The organism is Streptomyces sp. PSU-S4-23 (assembly GCF_055632315.1).
Genome location: NZ_JBVMUU010000002.1, coordinates 6,212,436 through 6,230,228, shown reverse-complemented (window position 1 = coordinate 6,230,228; position 17,793 = coordinate 6,212,436). Strand labels below are relative to the sequence as shown.

Here is a 17,793-nt window from a genome sequence, read left to right as displayed (position 1 = left end):
GCGGGGGCGGTGTCCCGTCCGGTGAACCGGCCCCCGGCGACCCTGGCCGCACGGGTGGCTACTCCGCCGGTTCCACGCCCGCGCGCAGCAGCCCGTAGGTGTACGCGTCCTCCAGCGCCTGCCACGACGCCGCGATCACGTTCTCCGCCACGCCGACCGTGGACCACTCGGCCTTGCCGTCCGACGTGGAGATCAGGACGCGGGTCGTGGACTGCGTGCCGTGCCTGCCCTCCAGGATGCGGACCTTGTAGTCGACCAGGTCGAGGGCGGCGAGCTGCGGGTAGATCTTCTCCAGGGCGACGCGCAGGGCGCGGTCCAGGGCGTTCACCGGGCCGTTGCCCTCCGCCGTCGCGACGATGCGTTCGCTCTTCGCCCACAGCTTGACCGTCGCCTCGTTGGCGTGGGTGCCGTCGGGGCGGTCCTCCACGATCGCCCGCCAGGACTCCGTGCGGAAGTAGCGCAGCGGCCGGCCCGCCGCCTCCTCGCGCAGCAGCAGTTCGAAGGACGCGTCCGCCGCCTCGTAGGTGTAGCCCCTGAGTTCGCGTTCCTTGACGCGTTCGACCACCCTGCCGACCAGCTCGCGGTCGCCGCCCAGGTCGACGCCCAGCTCCTTGCCCTTGAGCTCCACGGAGGCGCGGCCCGCCATGTCGGAGACCAGCATCCGCATGGTGTTGCCCACCAGCTCGGGGTCGATGTGCTGGTACAGGTCGGGGTCCACCTTGATCGCGGACGCGTGCAGGCCCGCCTTGTGGGCGAAGGCGGACACGCCCACGTACGGCTGGTGCGTGGAGGGGGTGAGGTTGACCACCTCCGCGATCGCGTGGGAGATGCGCGTCATCTCGCGGAGCCTGCCCTCGGGCAGCACCTTCTTGCCGTACTTCAGTTCCAGGGCCGCCACCACCGGGAACAGGTTCGCATTGCCCACCCGCTCGCCATAGCCGTTGGCGGTGCACTGCACATGCGTCGCGCCGGCGTCGACCGCGGCGAGGGTGTTCGCGACCGCGCAGCCCGTGTCGTCCTGTGCGTGGATGCCGAGGCGGGCGCCCGTGTCCGCCAGCACCGTGGAGACGACCGCCTGCACCTGCGCGGGGAGCATGCCGCCGTTCGTGTCGCAGAGGACGACCACGTCCGCGCCCGCCTGCGCCGCCGTGCGGACCACCGACTTCGCGTACTGGGGGTTCGCCCGGTAGCCGTCGAAGAAGTGCTCGCAGTCGACGAAGACCCGGCGGCCCTGTGCCCGCAGGTGGGACACCGTGTCGCGGATCATCTCCAGGTTCTCGTCGAGGGTGGTGCGCAGGGCCAGCTCGACATGGCGGTCGTGGGACTTGGCGACCAGGGTGATCACCGGCGCGCCCGAGTCGAGCAGTGCCTTGACCTGCGGGTCCTGAGCCGCGTTGCCGCCCGCCCGGCGGGTGGCGCCGAAGGCGACCAGCTGGGCGTGCTTGAACTCGATCTCCTGTTGCGCGCGGGCGAAGAACTCGGTGTCCCGCGGGTTGGCGCCGGGCCAGCCGCCCTCGATGAAGCCCACGCCGAAGTCGTCCAGGTGCCGCGCGATGGTCAGCTTGTCCGCAACGGTGAGGTTGATGCCCTCGCGCTGCGCGCCGTCACGGAGCGTGGTGTCGAAGACGTGGAACGAATCGTCGAGCTCGCTGGATGCGGTCATGGTCTCAAGGCTCCTGTGTTGAATCTCGGTCTTACCGGAATGACCGGCTCCACCGTCCCCCCAATGGTCCCTCGCGCTTCCCTCCTGGCGTGGGGTGGTCCAGGAAAACGAAAAACCTCTCGCGGGTGCGAGAGGTCTGCGCGCGGGTCGAGGACGACGGTGGCCGCCCGTACCTGGTCGTACGTGGCGGTCACTGCGGACCGGCGCGCCTGCTGCCAATAATCATGACGAACGAGAGCACGGGGACAGTCTGGCACAATCCGCCCCCGCGCTCACAGCCGTCTCAGGATGCGGTCGTCGACCACGTGTTCCGCCGTGCCGCCCGGGGTGTCCGGCCACCCCGGGCGCGGGATCCGGGGCGGCCCCGGCGGTGTCCGGGGTCTAGCCCAGCCGGTGCATCCAGCCGTGCGTGTCCTCGCGGGTGCCGCGCTGGAGGTCCAGGAGGGCCTCACGGAGCCTGAGGGTGACCTTGCCCGGCCCGCCGTCCGCCTGCTTCCACTCGGCGCCCGTGCGCTTGACGGTGCCGACCGGGGTGATGACCGCCGCCGTGCCGCAGGCGAAGACCTCGGTGAGGGAGCCGTTCTCGGAGTCGGCCTGCCACTGGTCGACGGAGACGCGGCCCTCCTCCGCCTCGTAGCCCAGGTCGCGGGCGACCGTCAGCAGGGAGTCACGGGTGACGCCCTCCAGGATGGAGCCCGTCAGCGACGGGGTGACGATCCTGTTCCCGTACACGAAGTACAGGTTCATGCCGCCGAGTTCCTCGACCCACTTGTGCTCCACGGCGTCGAGGTAGCAGACCTGGTCGCAGCCCTTGGCCGCGGCCTCGGCCTGGGCGAGCAGGGAGGCCGCGTAGTTGCCGCCCGTCTTGGCGTCGCCCATGCCGCCGGGGACGGCACGGACGCGGTCCTCGGAGAGCCAGATGGAGACCGGCTTGACGCCGCCCGCGAAGTAGGCGCCGGCCGGGGAGGCGATCACCAGGAAGAGGTACTCGTTGGCCGGCTTCACCCCGAGGCCGACCTCGGTGGCGATCATGAACGGGCGCAGGTAGAGCGACTCCTCGCCCCCGTGCGCCGGGACCCACGCCTTGTCCTGCTGGACGAGCACGTCGCACGCCTCGACGAACGTCTCGACCGGCAGCTCCGGCATGGCCAGGCGGCGGGCGGAGCGCTGGAAGCGCCGGGCGTTCATCTCCGGGCGGAACGTGGCGACCGAGCCGTCGGGCTGCCGGTACGCCTTGAGTCCCTCGAAGATCTCCTGCGCGTAGTGCAGGGTCATGTTGGCGGGATCCAGGGAGAGCGGGCCGTACGGGACGAGCTGGCCGTCGTGCCAGCCCCGGCCCTCGGTCCACTTGATCGTCACCATGTGGTCGGTGAAGTGGCGGCCGAACCCGGGGTTGGCCAGGATCGCCTCCCGCTCGGCGTCGGAGAGCGGGTGGGCGGAGGGCTTCAGCTCGATCGTGGGCGTCGTCATGAATGGTTGTCCTTCACCGGTTGTTGTGACGGGCCGCGCTCACGCCCGTACTGTCAGTGGCCAGTGCTAGGACGTCCGAGCATTCCCTCATTCCGCGGCTCCGCGCTCGATTATCGCAAGCGGGGAGGGCGGGAGAAACAGTGTGAATGCGGCCCTTGGTTGCGCAGGGGTGGGTTGATGGTGGCACCCGGCGAGGGCATGGGAAAGCCGCCGGGTGCGGATGGCGACCCGGCGGCCTTCTCAGGAGGGGTGAGCGGCGCGGGGTCAGCCGGCTACTCGTACGGCGAGGGCGTCGCCGATCTCGTCGGTGGTGCGGGCGGGCCTGCCCACGCGCTCCGCGAGGTCCGCGGAGACGGCGTCCTCGATGCGCGCCGCCTCGGCCTCATGGCCGAGGTGGCGCAGCAGCAGGGCGACGGACAGGACGGTGGCCGACGGGTCGGCCTTGCCCTGGCCCGCGATGTCGGGCGCCGAGCCGTGCACGGGCTCGAACATCGACGGGAACGCGCCGGAGGGGTTGATGTTGCCCGAGGCCGCCACGCCGATGCCGCCGGAGATGGCGGCGGCCAGGTCGGTGATGATGTCGCCGAAGAGGTTGTCGGTGACGATCACGTCGAAGCGCCCGGGCTGCGTGACGAGGTAGATGGTCGCCGCGTCCACGTGCATGTACTCGGTGGTGACCTCGGGGAACTCCTCACCGACCTTGTTGAAGATGTCCGTCCACAGGTGACCGGCGTGCACCAGCACGTTGTTCTTGTGGACGAGGGCCAGCTTCTTGCGGGGGCGGGCCTGCGCGCGGGCGTAGGCGTCGCGCACGACGCGCTCGATGCCGAAGGCGGTGTTCAGGGAGACCTCGGTGGCGACCGCGTGCGGGGTGCCGGTGCGGATGGTGCCGCCGTTGCCGGTGTACGGGCCCTCGGTGCCCTCGCGGACCACGACGAAATCGATCTCGGGCTGGCCCGCGAGCGGGGTCTCGACACCCGGGAGCAGCTTGGAGGGCCGCAGGTTGACGTGATGGTCGAAGGCGAAGCGGAGCTTGAGCAGGAAACCGCGCTCCAGGACACCGGACGGGACCGACGGATCGCCGATCGCGCCGAGGAGGATGGCGTCGTGCTGCTTGAGCTGCTCCAGGTCGGCGTCGGTGAGGGTCTCGCCGGTGGCGTGGTAGCGCCGGGCTCCGAAGTCGTACTCCTTGGTCTCCAGCTTCACATCCTGCGGGAGAACGGCGGAGAGGACCTTGAGCCCCTGGGTCACGACCTCCTGGCCGATGCCGTCACCGGGAATCACTGCGAGATTGATGCTGCGAGACATGACGGCACCGTACTCCTTGTCCCATGGGATGACACGAGGCGTCCGGGATACGGACATGCCCCGGTCATCCGGAAGACGGTACGGCTCAGTGGCCCGTCTCGCCGCCGTTGTCCCGGCGGTCGAGGGCGCGCTGGAGGGCGGCGGCGGCGTTCTTGCGGTCGGACTCACTCGTCCGGGAGACATGACGGACTCGGCGGCGGGCGGTCGTCTCGGCCATGGGGGATCGACTCCTTCGACAATCCTGGAGTGCGGAGAAAGGGGGGGTACGAGACGCCGGAGGGGCGGGGAGCGGTGCCGCAGGGGTGGCCTGCGCAGGGCCCGGCTCACGACCGCCATTCGCTTGGTCGAGCGAGACGTTCGGCTCCTACAAAGTTAAGCGAGGACCGCGCCTGTGTCTCCACAATTACTCGGACTTCCTACTATCTGAGACGGCCGATCCGGTCACACCGCCGTGACCTGCGGAAACTTCGGGACCGTCAGAGAACGTCCCCGTCCCTCCAGTCGAAGACCAGCTCGTGCGCCGGGTCGAGGGAACGCGCGGGCGTGGTGCGTACGAAGGTGCAGTCCTCCTCGTCGGGGAGGCGCACCACACCGCCGGGGCCGAGAGCGCAGACGCGGCCGCGCCACAGCCGCCAGCCGCGGGCGTGGTACAGGGCGGCGCCGTCGTCGCCGGCGGAGAGCGCGCCGAGGTCGTAGGCGCGCTCGGTGATGCGCTCCAGCTCGGCCATGACGCGTCCGCCGAGTCCCCGGCGCCGCACGTCGGCGCGGACGCCCACGGCCTCGACGTATCCGACGCGCAGCCACCGCCCCCGGTGGCAGGCACGCCGCTGGACCACCGAGCCATGGGCGGCGAGCCCCCGCTCGTCGTGCACGAGCACATGCAGCCCGCCCAGCGCGTGCTCCCAGTCCTGGTCGCCGAAGTCCCCCTCGAACACAGCGTCGAGAAGGTCACGGGCGGCCCGGAGTTCGGCGCGGTCGAGGTCGGCGGTGTGGACGGTACGGACCCGGAAGGTCATCGGCCCAGTGTTCCGCACCGGAATGCCCCCCGTCGCCGGCTCGGCGCCGCCCCCGGCCCGGAGGGGAGTCCGGGACGGGGGCGGGGCTTCACGGTCCGCCGGCTGTCAGCCCATGTGCGGGTACGTGTAGTCCGTCGGCGGGACCAGCGTCTCCTTGATGGCGCGGGTCAGGGTCCAGCGCAGCAGGTTCTGCGGGGCGCCCGCCTTGTCGTTGGTGCCGGAGGCGCGGCCGCCGCCGAAGGGCTGCTGGCCGACCACGGCACCGGTCGACTTGTCGTTGATGTAGAAGTTGCCCGCCGCGTAGCGCAGCTTCTGAGCCGTGTACGCCGCCGCGGCGCGGTCGTTGGCGATGACCGAGCCGGTCAGCGCGTAGTCGGACACCGACTCCATCTGGGTCAGCATCTCGTCGTAGCGCTCGTCCTCGTAGACGTGCACCGCGAGGATCGGGCCGAAGTACTCGGTCCGGAAGACGTCGTTCTCCGGGTCGGCGCACTCGATGACGGTCGGGCGCACGAAGTAGCCGGCCGAGTCGTCGTAGGTGCCGCCCGCGACGATCGTGCAGGCCGGGTCCTCCTTGGCGCGGTCGATCGCCGCCTTGTTCTTCGCGAAGGCGCGCTCGTCGATGACCGCGCCGATGAAGTTCGACAGGTCGGTCACGTCGCCCATGGTCAGGTAGTCGACCTCGGCCGCGAACTCCTCCTTGAAACCGGAGTTCCAGAGGGACGCCGGGATGTACGCCCGGGAGGTGGCCGAGCACTTCTGGCCCTGGTACTCGAAGGCACCGCGGGTCAGCGCCGTCTTGAGGACCGCCCGGTCCGCGCTCGGGTGCGCGACGAGGAAGTCCTTGCCGCCGGTCTCGCCGACCAGGCGCGGGTACGAACGGTACTTCTCGATGTTCTGGCCGACCGTCTTCCACAGGTACTGGAAGGTCTTCGTCGAACCGGTGAAGTGGATGCCCGCGAGGTCGCGGTGGACCAGGGCGACCTTGGAGACCTCGATGCCGTCACCGGTCAGCAGGTTGACGACGCCCTTCGGCAGGCCCGCCTCCTCCAGCAGCCTCATCAGCAGCACGGCGGCGTGGGTCTGGGTCGGGGACGGCTTCCAGACCACCACGTTGCCCATGAGGGCGGGGGCGGTGGGCAGGTTGCCCGCGATCGCCGTGAAGTTGAACGGGGTGATCGCGTAGACGAAGCCCTCAAGCGGACGGTGGTCGAGGCGGTTCCACACACCCGGGGAGTTGGCCGGGGGCTGCTCGGCCAGGATCTGGCGGGCGTAGTGGACGTTGAAGCGCCAGAAGTCGACCAGCTCGCAGGGGCTGTCGATCTCCGCCTGCTGGGCCGTCTTGGACTGGCCGAGCATGGTGGAGGCGGCGATGGTCTCACGCCACGGTCCGGCCAGCAGCTCGGCGGCGCGCAGGAAGATGGCGGCGCGGTCGTCGAACGACATCGCGCGCCAGGCGGGCGCGGCGGCCAGGGCCGCGTCGATGGCGTCCCGCGCGTCCTGCTGGGTGGCGTTGCGGTACGTGCCGAGGACCGCCGAGTGGTGGTGCGGCTGCACGACCTGGAAGGGCTCACCGCCGCCCATGCGCTTCTCCCCGCCGATGGTGCACGGCAGGTCGACCGGATTGTCGGCCAGCTCCTTGAGCCGGGCCTCCAGACGGGCGCGTTCGGGCGAGCCGGGGGCATAGCCGTGCACCGGCTCGTTGACGGGGGTGGGGACCTGGGTCACAGCGTCCATCAGCTACCTCTTCCGAGTGAATCCCTGGCTTCAGCCCGGGAGAGCCGAAGCCGTGTGCGTATGTTGGGCGGCGGTCAGGGCTTGACCGTCACCAGCTCGCCACGCGAGCGAGCGAGAAGCCCCCACGGGGGCGGAGTCACGGGTTCCGTAACTCCTTCCGGAGCCGGGTCGGCTCAGCCGGCCGAGGGGCGGTAGCTGCCGACACCCAGGATGCGCTCGGATGCCGACAGCTGCCGCTCACCCTTTGCTGACCATCGAGCGGGCGAAGAAACGAAGGTTGGCCGGCTTCTCCGCGAGGCGCCGCATGAAGTAGCCGTACCAGTCGGTGCCGTACGCCGTGTAGACGCGCATGCGATGGCCCTCGGCGGCCAGCCGCAGGTGCTCCTCGCTGCGGATGCCGTACAGCATCTGGAACTCGTACTCGTCGGGCTTGCGCCCGGCACGCCGGGCGAGCTCCTGCGCGATGGAGACGATCCGCGGGTCGTGGGAACCGATCATCGGGTATCCCTCGCCCTCCATGAGGGTCTTCAGGATGCGGACGTACGCCCTGTCGATCTCGTGCTTGGTCTGGTACGCGACCGACGCGGGTTCCTTGTACGCCCCCTTCACGATACGCACCCGGCTGCCGCCGGCGGCCAGCCGCCGGGCGTCGGCCTCGGTGCGGAAGAGATACGCCTGGATCACACAGCCGGTCCGCGGGAAGTCCTTCCGCAGCTCCTCGTGGACGGCGAACATCGAGTCGAGGGTGGTGTGGTCCTCGGCGTCCAGCGTGACCGTGGTGCCGATCGCGGCCGCGGCCTCGACGACCGGGCGCACATGGGCGAGGGCCAGCTCGTGTCCGTGCTCCAGCGCCTGGCCGAACATCGACAGCTTCACGGACATCTCGACCCTCGGGCCGAGTTCGAGGTCCTTGAGGCGGTCGATCAGCTCCAGGTACGCGTCGCGGGCGATGGTGGCCTGGCCGGGGGTGGTGATGTCCTCGCCGACCACGTCCATGGTCAGCTCCAGTCCCTTGCCGGTGAGGTCCTCGATCACGGGGACGATGTCGTCCACCGTCTCGCCGGGGACGAAGCGGTCGACGACCTGCCTGGTCACCGGGGCCGCCGAGATCAGGCGGCGCATCCGGTCACTGCGCGACGCGGCGAGAATCACGGGACCCAGCACGGGGCACCTCCACAAGGGCGACGGGAGGCCGAATCCCGACCACGCGGGTACGGCACGGAGAACCACCGTGAAACCTAGGGATCCCTCCGATCGTCGGCCATCGACAGCTGTCACGCATCCGTCCCCCGGATCTCAGACATCTGTATGAACGGGCGGGGATCGTGCGGGAGAATGGCCGTGTGGCGGACGTTTTCACGGCAGGGCGGGGCGACTACCAGGAGCTCGTCGACGAGATCTCGGCCCTGCTCGGCGCCCCGGCGACCCTGGAGAACCGGGACTTCGAGCTGATCGCCTTCGCCGCGTACGACAGCGACGGCGAGTTCGACGAGGCGTCCCTCGACCCCGTCCGCACCCGCTCGATCCTCACGCGTCGCTCCACGGCCGCGGTGCGCGCGTGGTTCGAGGGCTTCGGCATCGCGCGCGCCACCGGCCCCGTGCGTATTCCGGCCACTCCGGAGGCGGGCGTCTACCGGGGAAGGATCTGTCTGCCGGTACGCCATCGGGGTGTCGTCCTCGGGTATGTGTGGTTGCTGGCCGACGAGCCGGGCCCGACCGAGGGGCAGCTCTCGGCCGCGATGGAGGTCACCACCCGTATCGGGGCGCTGCTCGCGGACGAGGCGCAGGCGGGCGCGGACCTGACGCGCGAACTGCGGGCGGTCCTCGTCGCCCGCAGCGGCTGGCAGCGGGACATGGCGCTGGCCGAGCTGCGCATGGCGCTGGGGCCGAGGGGCGACGGCCTCCACACGGTGGTCTGCGTCGCCCCCTGGCCCTCGGCCGATCCGGACGACGCCCCCTCGGTCCGCACGCTGCCGGCGGCCACCGCGCTGTGCACCGTGCCGTGGGACGGGGGCGCCTCCCCCGCCCCCGAGGCGGTGGCGGAGCGGGGCCAGAGCCTGGCCCTGCTGGTGCGGCTGCGCTCGACGGACGTCCTGGCCCCGGCGCTGACGGCGGCCACGCGGCTGCTGCGGGAGGCGGAGGGGCGCGGAGGGCGCGGGCGGGCGGCGGCCGGGGTGGCGGGCGCGCGCCACGGTCTGGCCGAACTGGGCACCGCCTGGCAGGAGGCGTCCGCGGCGGCCCGCGCGGCCCTGGCGGAGGCCCGGCTCGGCCCGGTCGCACAGTGGTCGGCCATCGGGCCGTACCGCCTGCTGACGTCGCTGTCGCCGCGGGCGGCCCACGATCCGGCCGTGCGCGCCCTCCTGTCCCCCGCCCACCACGAACTGGCCCACACGGCCGAGGTGTTCCTCGACTGCGCGGGCCAGGCCGGGCGGACGGCGTCCGAGCTGGGCATCCACCGCCAGACGCTGTACTACCGCCTGTCCCGGGTCGAGCAGCTCACGGGGCTGGACCTGGACGACGGGGAGGACCGCCTGCTGCTGCACATGGCCCTCAAGGCGGCACGGCTGCACGGGGCCTGAGACTAGGGGGCCCCGGTGCTCTCCGTGGCGCCCGCGATCACCCGGCGCAGCCCCTCGGTGAGTTGCGCCGCGTCGGTCGCCGCGTCGGCGTCGAAGACCCACTGGACCATCAGTCCCTGCAGAAGGGTCTGGTAGAAGCGGCCCTCGGTGTCGATGGCCTCCTTGGTCTGCGCCTCTTCCGGGATGTCGTTGAACAGGGGCAGGAGCCCCGAGCGGCCCTGCTCCTCGGCCTCGCTGAGCATGCGGCGCACCTCCGGGAGACGGTCGCCCTGGAGGACCAGCTCGAAGCTCAGCAGCCAGATCGCCCGGGACTCGGGCAGCGAACGGATGATGTTCGCCCACACCTCCTGGAAGCGCTCCAGCGAGCCCGCCGGCGACCGTGTCCCGTCACCGGCACCCCAGCCGGGGGCGAAACGGTCGCCCATCCCCTCGATCAGCGAGACGTACGCCTGCACCAGCAGGGCGTCCTTCGAACCGTAGTGGTAGCCGATCGACGCCAGGTTGGTCCCCGACTCCTTGACGATGTCGCGCGCCGTCGTGCGCAGGAAGCCCTTCTCCAGCAGGCAGCGCTTGGCGCCCTGGAGCAGATCCTCACGGTGTCCCATGACGTCACCCTACCCGGATTCAGACAGGCGTCCCATACAAATGATTTACACGGGCGTCATAGACAAGCGTTCTAGACAAGCGTTTAAGACGTGCGTACAGTCCCTGTCATGACGAACCCGACGAGCACGAACGATCAGCGGGGCGCGCACCGCGCCCCCGCCCCGGCTCGCGCCGGCCGCCGCGAATGGACCGCCCTGGGCGTTCTGATGCTTCCGCTGCTGCTGGTCTCGATGGACGTCTCGGTCCTCTACTTCGCGATCCCCGCGATCACCGCGGACCTGGAGCCGAGCAGCACCCAGCAGCTGTGGATCTTCGACATCTACGCCTTCGTCCTCGCCGGACTGCTGATGACCATGGGCTCGCTCGGCGACCGCATCGGCCGCCGCAGGCTGCTCCTGATCGGGGCGGCGGCCTTCGGGACGGCCTCGCTGGTGGCGGCGTACGCCGCCAGCGCCGGGACCCTGATCGCGGCGCGCGCCGTCCTCGGCATCGGCGGCGCGACCCTCATGCCGTCGACGATGGCGCTGATCCGCACCATGTTCACGGACCCGGGCCAGCGGGCGAAGGCGATCGGGCTGTGGTCCGGCGTCATGACGGCCGGGATCGCGCTCGGCTCGGTGATGAGCGGGGTCCTCGTCGAGTACTTCTGGTGGGGCTCGGTGTTCCTGGTCAACCTGCCCGCGATGGTCCTGCTCCTGGTGCTCGGCCCCTTCCTGCTCCCGGAGTCGAAAAACCCCCGGCCCGGCCGCTTCGACCTGATCAGCGTGCCGCTGTCGATGGCGGGGGTGCTGCCGGTGATCTACGGCCTGAAGGAGATCCCGTCGCAGGGCTGGAACATCCGCTATGTGATGGCGGTGACGGTGGGCCTGCTGTTCGCGGCGCTGTTCGTGCACCGGCAGCGCACGGCGGCCTCCCCGCTGATCTCACCGGCCCTGTTCCGCGCCCGGGGCTTCACGCCCGCGCTCGTCCTCAACCTCATCTCGTCCTTCGCCATGCTCGGCTCGGCGTACTTCACCACGCAGTACCTGCAGTCGGTCCTGGGCAAGAGCGCACTGGAGGCCGCCCTGTGGGCGCTGCTGCCGTCGGTCCTGATCGGCTTCGCCGCACCGGTGACGACCCAGCTGGTGCAGAAGGGCGTGAACAGGGCCTACGTGGTCATGGCCGGCTTCGTGGTCGCGGCCTGCGGCTACGGCATGCTGGCGCTCGCCGGAACGGACTCGATGTGGCTGGTGCTGGCCGGAGCCGGCGTGCTGGCCTCCGGCATCGTCACCGTGATCTCGCAGACGACGGACCTCGCGATGGGTGCCGCGCCGGTGGAGAAGGCGGGCGCCGCGTCCTCCCTCATGGAGACCGGCGGTGAGTTCGGCGGTGCACTCGGCATGGCGGTCCTCGGCTCCATCGGCACGGCGGTCTACCGCCACGGCATCCCCGCCCCGGCCCCGGCCCCGGCGCACGAGACACTGGGCGGAGCGCTCGCGGTCGCCCACGGGATGCCCGGGAGGGCGGCGGCCGAGCTGCTGGCCACGGCCCGCGAGGCGTTCACCCACGGCATGCAGGCGGCGGCCGTGACCGGAGCGGTCCTGCTGCTGGCCTCGGCGGCACTGGCCGGGGCGAGTCTGCGGGCCGTACGGGTGCGGGAGACCCGGGAGTAGGACGACGGACGAACGAGCGGGGCCCGGCCACCCCAGGTGGCCGGGCCCCGACTGCCGTGTTGCCGTGTTGCCGTGTTGCCGTGTTGCCGTGTTGCCGTGTTGCCGTGTTGCCGTGTTGCCGTGTTGCCGTGTTGCCGGACTCGGACGAGCCGGACTCAGGCGAGGTTCACCGAGCGTGCCGAGGTGGCGCCGATCTCCTCGGCCACCTCCGTCAGGACGCTCTGCGACACCGTGTCGTCGACCGTGAGGACCGCGAGGGCCTCACCGCCGGCGATCGCGCGGGACACCTGCATGCCCGCGATGTTGATGCCCGCCTCGCCGAGGATGCGGCCCAGCGTGCCGACCACGCCCGGGCGGTCGGTGTAGCGCAGCACGACCATGTGGTCGGCCAGCGCCAGGTCCACGTCGTACTCACCGACGGCCACGATCTTCTGGTGGTGCTTCGGGCCGGCCAGCGTGCCGGACACCGAGACCTCCTCGCCGCCCGCCAGCGTGCCGCGCACGGTGACGACGTTGCGGTGGTCGGTGGACTCCGAGCTGGTGGTCAGGCGCACCTCGACGCCGCGCTCCTGGGCGAAGAGCGGGGCGTTGACGTACGAGACCGTCTCGTCCACGACGTCCTCGAAGACGCCCTTGAGCGCGGACAGCTCCAGCACCTTCACATCGTGCTGGGTGATCTCGCCGTACACCTCGACATCGAGCCGGACCGCGACCTCGCCCGCGAGCGCGGTGAAGATCCGGCCGAGCTTCTCGGCGAGCGGCAGGCCCGGCTTGACGTCCTCGGCGATCACACCGCCCTGGACGTTCACCGCGTCCGGCACCAGCTCACCGGCGAGGGCGAGGCGCACGGACCTGGCGACGGCGATGCCGGCCTTCTCCTGCGCCTCGTCGGTCGACGCGCCCAGGTGGGGGGTGCACACGACCTGGTCCAGCTCGAACAGCGGGGAGTCCGTGCAGGGCTCCTTCGCGTACACGTCCAGGCCCGCGCCGGCCACCCGGCCCTCCTTGAGGGCCGAGTACAGCGCCTCCTCGTCGATGACCCCGCCGCGCGCGGCGTTGACGATGCGGACGCCCGGCTTGACCTTGTGCAGCGCCTCGGTACCGATCAGGTTGACCGTTTCGGGGGTCTTCGGGAGGTGGACGGTGATGAAGTCGGAGACGTCCAGCAGCTCGTCCAGCGACAGCATCTTGACGCCCATCTGCGCGGCCCGCGCGGGCTGCACGTAGGGGTCGTAGGCGACGACCTTCATGCCGAAGGCGGACATGCGCTGCGCGACCAGCGCGCCGATGCGGCCGAGGCCGACCACGCCGAGGGTCTTCTCGGCGAGCTCCACACCCGTGTACTTGCTGCGCTTCCACTCGCCGTTCTTCAGCGCGGCGTTGGCCTGCGGGATGTGGCGGGCGGTGGCGACGAGCAGACCGCAGGCCAGCTCGGCGGCGGTCACGATGTTCGAGGTGGGGGCGTTGACGACCATCACGCCGGCCTTGGTGGCGGCGGAGACGTCCACGTTGTCCAGGCCGACGCCGGCTCGTGCGACGACCTTCAGCTTGCCCGCGGCCGCGATGGCCTCGGCGTCCACCTTCGTGGCGGAGCGGATCAGAATGGCGTCGACATCGGCGATCGCCGGCAGCAGCTCCGCGCGGTCCGCGCCGTTGCAGTGCCGGACCTCGAAGTCGGGGCCGAGGGCGTCGACCGTCGCCGGCGACAGCTCTTCAGCGATGAGTACGACGGGTTTCGAGCTCACGTGAGTCCTCACATGTCCAGTGCGGACGGCCGTCCCGACGGCCGCAGGCGGTGGAGGGGAGTGGCACCGGGGCGGCGCGGGGCGTGCCTGCACTTCCTCGGTGTCGCTTAGCCGCGTGGAAGACGCACGACGCTGTGGGCCTGACGCGTTCTTAGTGCAGCAGTGTAGTGGCGTCGCACGCGTCGTATTACGCCGCTGCGGAAGGATCACCCGTCCGTGATGGACGGGCTGGACAACGCCCGTCTCCAGGCGTTACCCACAGTTCGCCGAAGGGGCCGGAGCGTTCGGCTCCGGCCCCTCGGGCGCACGGCTTACGCCTCCTCGTTGACCCAGCTCATGAGCTTGCGCAGCTCCTTGCCGGTGGTCTCCAGCAGGTGCTCGGAGTCCTGCTTCTTGTACTCGTTGTACTTCTTCAGACCGCCGTGGTACTCGTCCATCCAGTTCTGGGCGAACGAGCCGTCCTGGATCTCCGCGAGGACCTTCTTCATCTCGGCCTTGGTGGCGTCCGTGATGATGCGCGGGCCGGTGACGTAGTCGCCCCACTCGGCGGTCTCGGAGATCGACCAGCGCATCTTCTCCAGGCCGCCCTCGTACATGAGGTCCACGATCAGCTTCAGCTCGTGCAGGCACTCGAAGTAGGCGATCTCCGGCTGGTAGCCCGCCTCGACCAGGGTCTCGAAGCCGGCCTTGACCAGCGCCGAGGTGCCACCGCACAGAACGGCCTGCTCGCCGAACAGGTCGGTCTCGGTCTCCTCGGTGAAGGTCGTCTTGATGACACCGGCCCGGGTGCCGCCGATGCCCTTGGCGTACGACAGCGCCAGCGCGAACCCGTTGCCGGAGGCGTCCTGCTCGACGGCCACGATGCAGGGGACGCCGCGGCCCTCCTCGTACTGGCGGCGCACCAGGTGGCCCGGGCCCTTCGGGGCGACCATGCAGACGTCCACGCCGGCCGGGGGCTTGATGAAGCCGAAGCGGATGTTGAAGCCGTGGCCGAAGAACAGGGCGTCGCCGTCCTTCAGGTTCGGCGCGATGGACTCCTCGTAGACCTGGGCCTGCACCGGGTCCGGCACCAGGATCATGATCACGTCTGCCTCGGCGGCGGCCTCCGCCGGGGTCACCACGCGCAGCCCCTGCTCCTCCGCCTTCGCCTTCGACTTGGAGCCCTCGGGCAGACCCACCCGGACGTCGACGCCCGAGTCGCGCAGCGACAGCGCGTGGGCGTGGCCCTGGCTGCCGTAGCCGATGACCGCGACCTTGCGGCCCTGGATGATGGACAGGTCGGCGTCAGCGTCGTAGAACAGCTCGGCCACTTTGGGTTCTCTCCTTGGAGTGCAGATGTTGCGTCCCACCGTATGACGGTGGGGGGAAGGGACGTCTCGGGGTCTCGGAATACGGGCGGCCGGCCACTGGGGCGGCCGCCCGTTTCCGGCCGTACGGGAGATCTTCGCCGGGTCCTACGCCGAGCGGTCGAGGGCGCGCAGCGAGCGGTCGGTGATCGAACGGGCGCCGCGGCCGATCGCAATCGTGCCGGACTGGACCAGCTCCTTGATGCCGAACGGCTCCAGCATCTTCAGCATCGCCTCCAGCTTGTCGCTGGAGCCGGTGGCCTCGATGGTGACGGCCTCCGGGGAGACGTCGACGGTCTTGGCGCGGAACAGCTGGACGATCTCCACGATCTGGGAGCGCGTCTCGTTGTCGGCGCGCACCTTCACCAGAACGAGTTCCCGCTGAACGGCCGACGACGGCTCCAGCTCGACGATCTTCAGCACGTTGACGAGCTTGTTGAGCTGCTTGGTGACCTGTTCGAGCGGCAGGTCCTCGACGTTCACCACGATGGTGATGCGGGAGATGTCGGGGTGCTCGGTGACACCGACCGCCAGCGAGTCGATGTTGAAGCCGCGGCGGGAGAACAGGGCGGCGATCCGGGCGAGGATGCCGGGCGTGTTCTCGACGAGGACCGAGAGGGTGTGCTTGGACATGGTTCTCACTCAGCTCTCACTCAGTCGTCTTCGTTGTCGCCGAAGTCGGGGCGGACGTCCCGCGCGGCCATGATCTCGTCGTTGGAGGTGCCGGCGGCGACCATCGGCCACACCATCGCGTCCTCGTGGACGATGAAGTCGACGACGACGGGCCGGTCGTTGACGGCGTTCGCCTCCTGGATGACCTTGTCCAGGTCGTCCGGGGACTCGCAGCGGATCGCGTGGCAGCCCATGGCCTCCGAGAGCTTCACGAAGTCGGGCACGCGGGTGCCGGCGCTCGGCTGGGTGCCGTCCGCCTCGGGACCGGAGTGCAGCACCGTGTTGGAGTACCGCTGGTTGTAGAAGAGGGTCTGCCACTGGCGGACCATCCCGAGGGCACCGTTGTTGATGATGGCGACCTTGATCGGGATGTTGTTCAGGGCGCAGGTGGTCAGCTCCTGGTTGGTCATCTGGAAGCAGCCGTCGCCGTCGATCGCCCAGACCGTGCGGTCCGGGGCGCCGGCCTTCGCGCCCATCGCGGCCGGGACCGCGTACCCCATCGTCCCGGCGCCGCCCGAGTTGAGCCAGGTGGCGGGCCTGTCGTACTGGATGAAGTGCGCGGCCCACATCTGGTGCTGCCCGACGCCCGCCGCGAAGATCGTGCCCTCGGGCGCGAGCCGGCCGATGCGCTCGATGACCTGCTGCGGGGAGAGCGTGCCGTCCTCGGGCAGGTCGTAGCCGAGCGGGTACGTCTCGCGCCAGCGGTTCAGGTCGTTCCACCAGGCGGTGTAGTCGCCCTTGTGACCCTCGCTGTGCTCCTTCTGGACGGCCTGGATCAGGTCGGCGATCACCTCGCGGGCATCGCCGACGATCGGCACGTCGGCGATGCGGTTCTTGCCGATCTCGGCGGGGTCGATGTCGGCGTGGACGACCTTGGCGTACGGGGCGAAGCTGTCCAGCTTGCCGGTGACGCGGTCGTCGAAGCGGGCTCCGAGGGCGACGATCAGGTCGGCCTTCTGCAGCGCCGTGACGGCGGTGACCGCACCGTGCATGCCCGGCATCCCCACGTGCAGCGGGTGGCTGTCGGGGAATGCGCCGAGCGCCATCAGGGTGGTGGTGACGGGCGCTCCGGTGAGTTCCGCGAGGACCTTCAGCTCGGCGGTGGCGTGCGCCTTCAGGACGCCGCCGCCGACGTAGAGGACCGGCCGCCGGGCGGAGGTGATCAGCTTGGCGGCCTCACGGATCTGCTTGGCGTGCGGCTTGGTCACCGGACGGTAGCCGGGCAGGTCCGTGACGGGCGGCCAGCTGAAGGTGGTCTGCGCCTGGAGGGCGTCCTTGGCGATGTCGACGAGGACGGGGCCCGGGCGGCCGGTGGAGGCGATGTGGAACGCCTCCGCGATCGTCCGGGGGATGTCCTCGGCGCGCGTCACCAGGAAGTTGTGCTTGGTGATCGGCATCGTGATGCCGACGATGTCCGCCTCCTGGAAGGCATCTGTGCCGATCGCCTTGGAGGCGACCTGGCCGGTGATCGCGACCACCGGCACCGAGTCCATGTGGGCGTCGGCGATCGGGGTCACCAGGTTGGTGGCGCCGGGGCCCGACGTCGCCATGCAGACGCCGACCTTGCCGGTGGCCTGCGCATACCCGGTGGCCGCGTGGCCCGCGCCCTGCTCGTGCCGCACCAGCACGTGGCGCACCCGCCGGGAGTCCATCAGCGGGTCGTACGCCGGAAGGATCGCGCCGCCGGGAATACCGAATACCGTCTCGGCGCCGACCTCCTCGAGAGAGCGGATGAGGGACTGCGCACCCGTGACGTGCTCGGGGGCGGAGTGCTGTCCTCCGGATCGGGGCCGCGGCTGCGGATGGTGGGCCCCGGTGGCCTGCTCGGTCATCGGCATTCTCTTCTCGATGCTGAGGGTTTTTGCGAAGTTCGGGCGTTGTACGGCTGGTGCCTGTGCAACAAAAAACCCCTCGTGCCATGAGGCAAGCGAGGGGAGCGCGCCGGGTGTGGTCGCTGGGTGTTCCGGTGCATGTCCGGTCGGTCCAGCTCAGCCGACGC

General features: G+C 70.4%; 14 protein-coding genes. 2 read left to right on the top strand and 12 right to left on the bottom strand.

Annotation, left to right across the window (positions count from 1 at the left end):
• Positions 1–58: 58 nt before the first annotated feature.
• From cimA to ACZ79I_RS28405, 7 genes are all read right to left on the bottom strand, one after another.
• Positions 59–1,663 (bottom strand): citramalate synthase, encoded by a 1,605-nt coding sequence (gene cimA / locus ACZ79I_RS28435; RefSeq protein ID WP_471500738.1) that lies wholly within the window; start codon positions 1,661–1,663, stop codon positions 59–61.
• Between the two features lie 381 nt (positions 1,664–2,044).
• Complete coding sequence (locus ACZ79I_RS28430) at positions 2,045–3,133, bottom strand: branched-chain amino acid aminotransferase (RefSeq protein ID WP_471500736.1); 1,089 nt, start codon at positions 3,131–3,133, stop codon at positions 2,045–2,047.
• A gap of 264 nt (positions 3,134–3,397) precedes the next feature.
• Positions 3,398–4,441, bottom strand: a complete 1,044-nt coding sequence (locus ACZ79I_RS28425; RefSeq protein WP_471500734.1) for a 3-isopropylmalate dehydrogenase — start codon at positions 4,439–4,441, stop codon at positions 3,398–3,400.
• 85 nt (positions 4,442–4,526) lie between these two features.
• Positions 4,527–4,658, bottom strand: a complete 132-nt coding sequence (locus ACZ79I_RS28420) for a hypothetical protein (protein WP_267971215.1) — start codon at positions 4,656–4,658, stop codon at positions 4,527–4,529.
• 259 nt (positions 4,659–4,917) lie between these two features.
• Positions 4,918–5,457, bottom strand: a complete 540-nt coding sequence (locus ACZ79I_RS28415; protein WP_471500732.1) for a GNAT family N-acetyltransferase — start codon at positions 5,455–5,457, stop codon at positions 4,918–4,920.
• A gap of 105 nt (positions 5,458–5,562) precedes the next feature.
• Entirely contained in the window at positions 5,563–7,194 is a 1,632-nt protein-coding gene (pruA, locus tag ACZ79I_RS28410; RefSeq protein ID WP_471500730.1) for an L-glutamate gamma-semialdehyde dehydrogenase, read from the bottom strand.
• A gap of 237 nt (positions 7,195–7,431) precedes the next feature.
• The gene (locus ACZ79I_RS28405) at positions 7,432–8,358 is read right to left on the bottom strand and encodes a proline dehydrogenase family protein (protein WP_471500728.1); all 927 of its coding nucleotides are present in this window, start codon (positions 8,356–8,358) and stop codon (positions 7,432–7,434) included.
• Between the two features lie 161 nt (positions 8,359–8,519).
• Between ACZ79I_RS28405 and ACZ79I_RS28400 the strand changes: the two genes are divergently transcribed.
• Complete coding sequence (locus ACZ79I_RS28400; RefSeq protein ID WP_471500726.1) at positions 8,520–9,773, top strand: PucR family transcriptional regulator; 1,254 nt, start codon at positions 8,520–8,522, stop codon at positions 9,771–9,773.
• Between the two features lie 2 nt (positions 9,774–9,775).
• Here the strand turns inward: ACZ79I_RS28400 and ACZ79I_RS28395 are convergent, their stop codons facing one another.
• On the bottom strand, positions 9,776–10,378 hold the full coding sequence (locus ACZ79I_RS28395; RefSeq protein ID WP_471500724.1) for a TetR/AcrR family transcriptional regulator: 603 nt from the start codon (positions 10,376–10,378) through the stop codon (positions 9,776–9,778).
• Positions 10,379–10,486: 108 nt separating this feature from the next.
• On the opposite strand from ACZ79I_RS28395, the gene ACZ79I_RS28390 reads away from it, so the two are divergent.
• A complete protein-coding gene (locus ACZ79I_RS28390) occupies positions 10,487–12,031 on the top strand; it encodes an MFS transporter (protein WP_471500722.1) in 1,545 nt (514 codons plus the stop codon).
• A gap of 155 nt (positions 12,032–12,186) precedes the next feature.
• Here ACZ79I_RS28390 and serA read toward each other — a convergent pair whose 3' ends face one another.
• The 4 genes from serA to ACZ79I_RS28370 all read right to left on the bottom strand — a co-directional run bounded on the left by serA (position 12,187) and on the right by ACZ79I_RS28370 (position 17,632).
• Complete coding sequence (serA, locus tag ACZ79I_RS28385) at positions 12,187–13,776, bottom strand: phosphoglycerate dehydrogenase (protein WP_471500720.1); 1,590 nt, start codon at positions 13,774–13,776, stop codon at positions 12,187–12,189.
• A 311-nt stretch (positions 13,777–14,087) separates the two neighbouring features.
• Positions 14,088–15,086, bottom strand: coding sequence for a ketol-acid reductoisomerase (gene ilvC, locus ACZ79I_RS28380; RefSeq protein ID WP_381087114.1), 999 nt, complete (start codon positions 15,084–15,086; stop codon positions 14,088–14,090).
• Positions 15,087–15,230: 144 nt separating this feature from the next.
• Positions 15,231–15,755, bottom strand: coding sequence for an acetolactate synthase small subunit (gene ilvN, locus ACZ79I_RS28375; protein ID WP_471500718.1), 525 nt, complete (start codon positions 15,753–15,755; stop codon positions 15,231–15,233).
• Positions 15,756–15,775: 20 nt separating this feature from the next.
• Positions 15,776–17,632: an acetolactate synthase large subunit gene (locus tag ACZ79I_RS28370; RefSeq protein WP_471500716.1), complete on the bottom strand. Its 1,857-nt coding sequence runs from the start codon at positions 17,630–17,632 to the stop codon at positions 15,776–15,778.
• Between the last annotated feature and the right edge of the window lie 161 nt (positions 17,633–17,793).

Excerpts from the sequence above, each read along its gene's own strand:
- ACZ79I_RS28395 (WP_471500724.1), bottom strand. The coding sequence starts at position 10,378 with ATGGGACACCGTGAGGATCTGCTCCAGGGCGCCAAGCGCTGCCTGCTG.
- cimA (WP_471500738.1), bottom strand. The coding sequence starts at position 1,663 with ATGACCGCATCCAGCGAGCTCGACGATTCGTTCCACGTCTTCGACACC.
- ACZ79I_RS28370 (WP_471500716.1), bottom strand. The coding sequence starts at position 17,632 with ATGCCGATGACCGAGCAGGCCACCGGGGCCCACCATCCGCAGCCGCGG.
- ACZ79I_RS28425 (WP_471500734.1), bottom strand. The coding sequence starts at position 4,441 with ATGTCTCGCAGCATCAATCTCGCAGTGATTCCCGGTGACGGCATCGGC.
- ACZ79I_RS28430 (WP_471500736.1), bottom strand. The coding sequence starts at position 3,133 with ATGACGACGCCCACGATCGAGCTGAAGCCCTCCGCCCACCCGCTCTCC.
- ilvN (WP_471500718.1), bottom strand. The coding sequence starts at position 15,755 with ATGTCCAAGCACACCCTCTCGGTCCTCGTCGAGAACACGCCCGGCATC.
- pruA (WP_471500730.1), bottom strand. The coding sequence starts at position 7,194 with ATGGACGCTGTGACCCAGGTCCCCACCCCCGTCAACGAGCCGGTGCAC.
- ACZ79I_RS28390 (WP_471500722.1), top strand. The coding sequence starts at position 10,487 with ATGACGAACCCGACGAGCACGAACGATCAGCGGGGCGCGCACCGCGCC.
- ACZ79I_RS28415 (WP_471500732.1), bottom strand. The coding sequence starts at position 5,457 with ATGACCTTCCGGGTCCGTACCGTCCACACCGCCGACCTCGACCGCGCC.
- ACZ79I_RS28420 (WP_267971215.1), bottom strand. The coding sequence starts at position 4,658 with ATGGCCGAGACGACCGCCCGCCGCCGAGTCCGTCATGTCTCCCGGACG.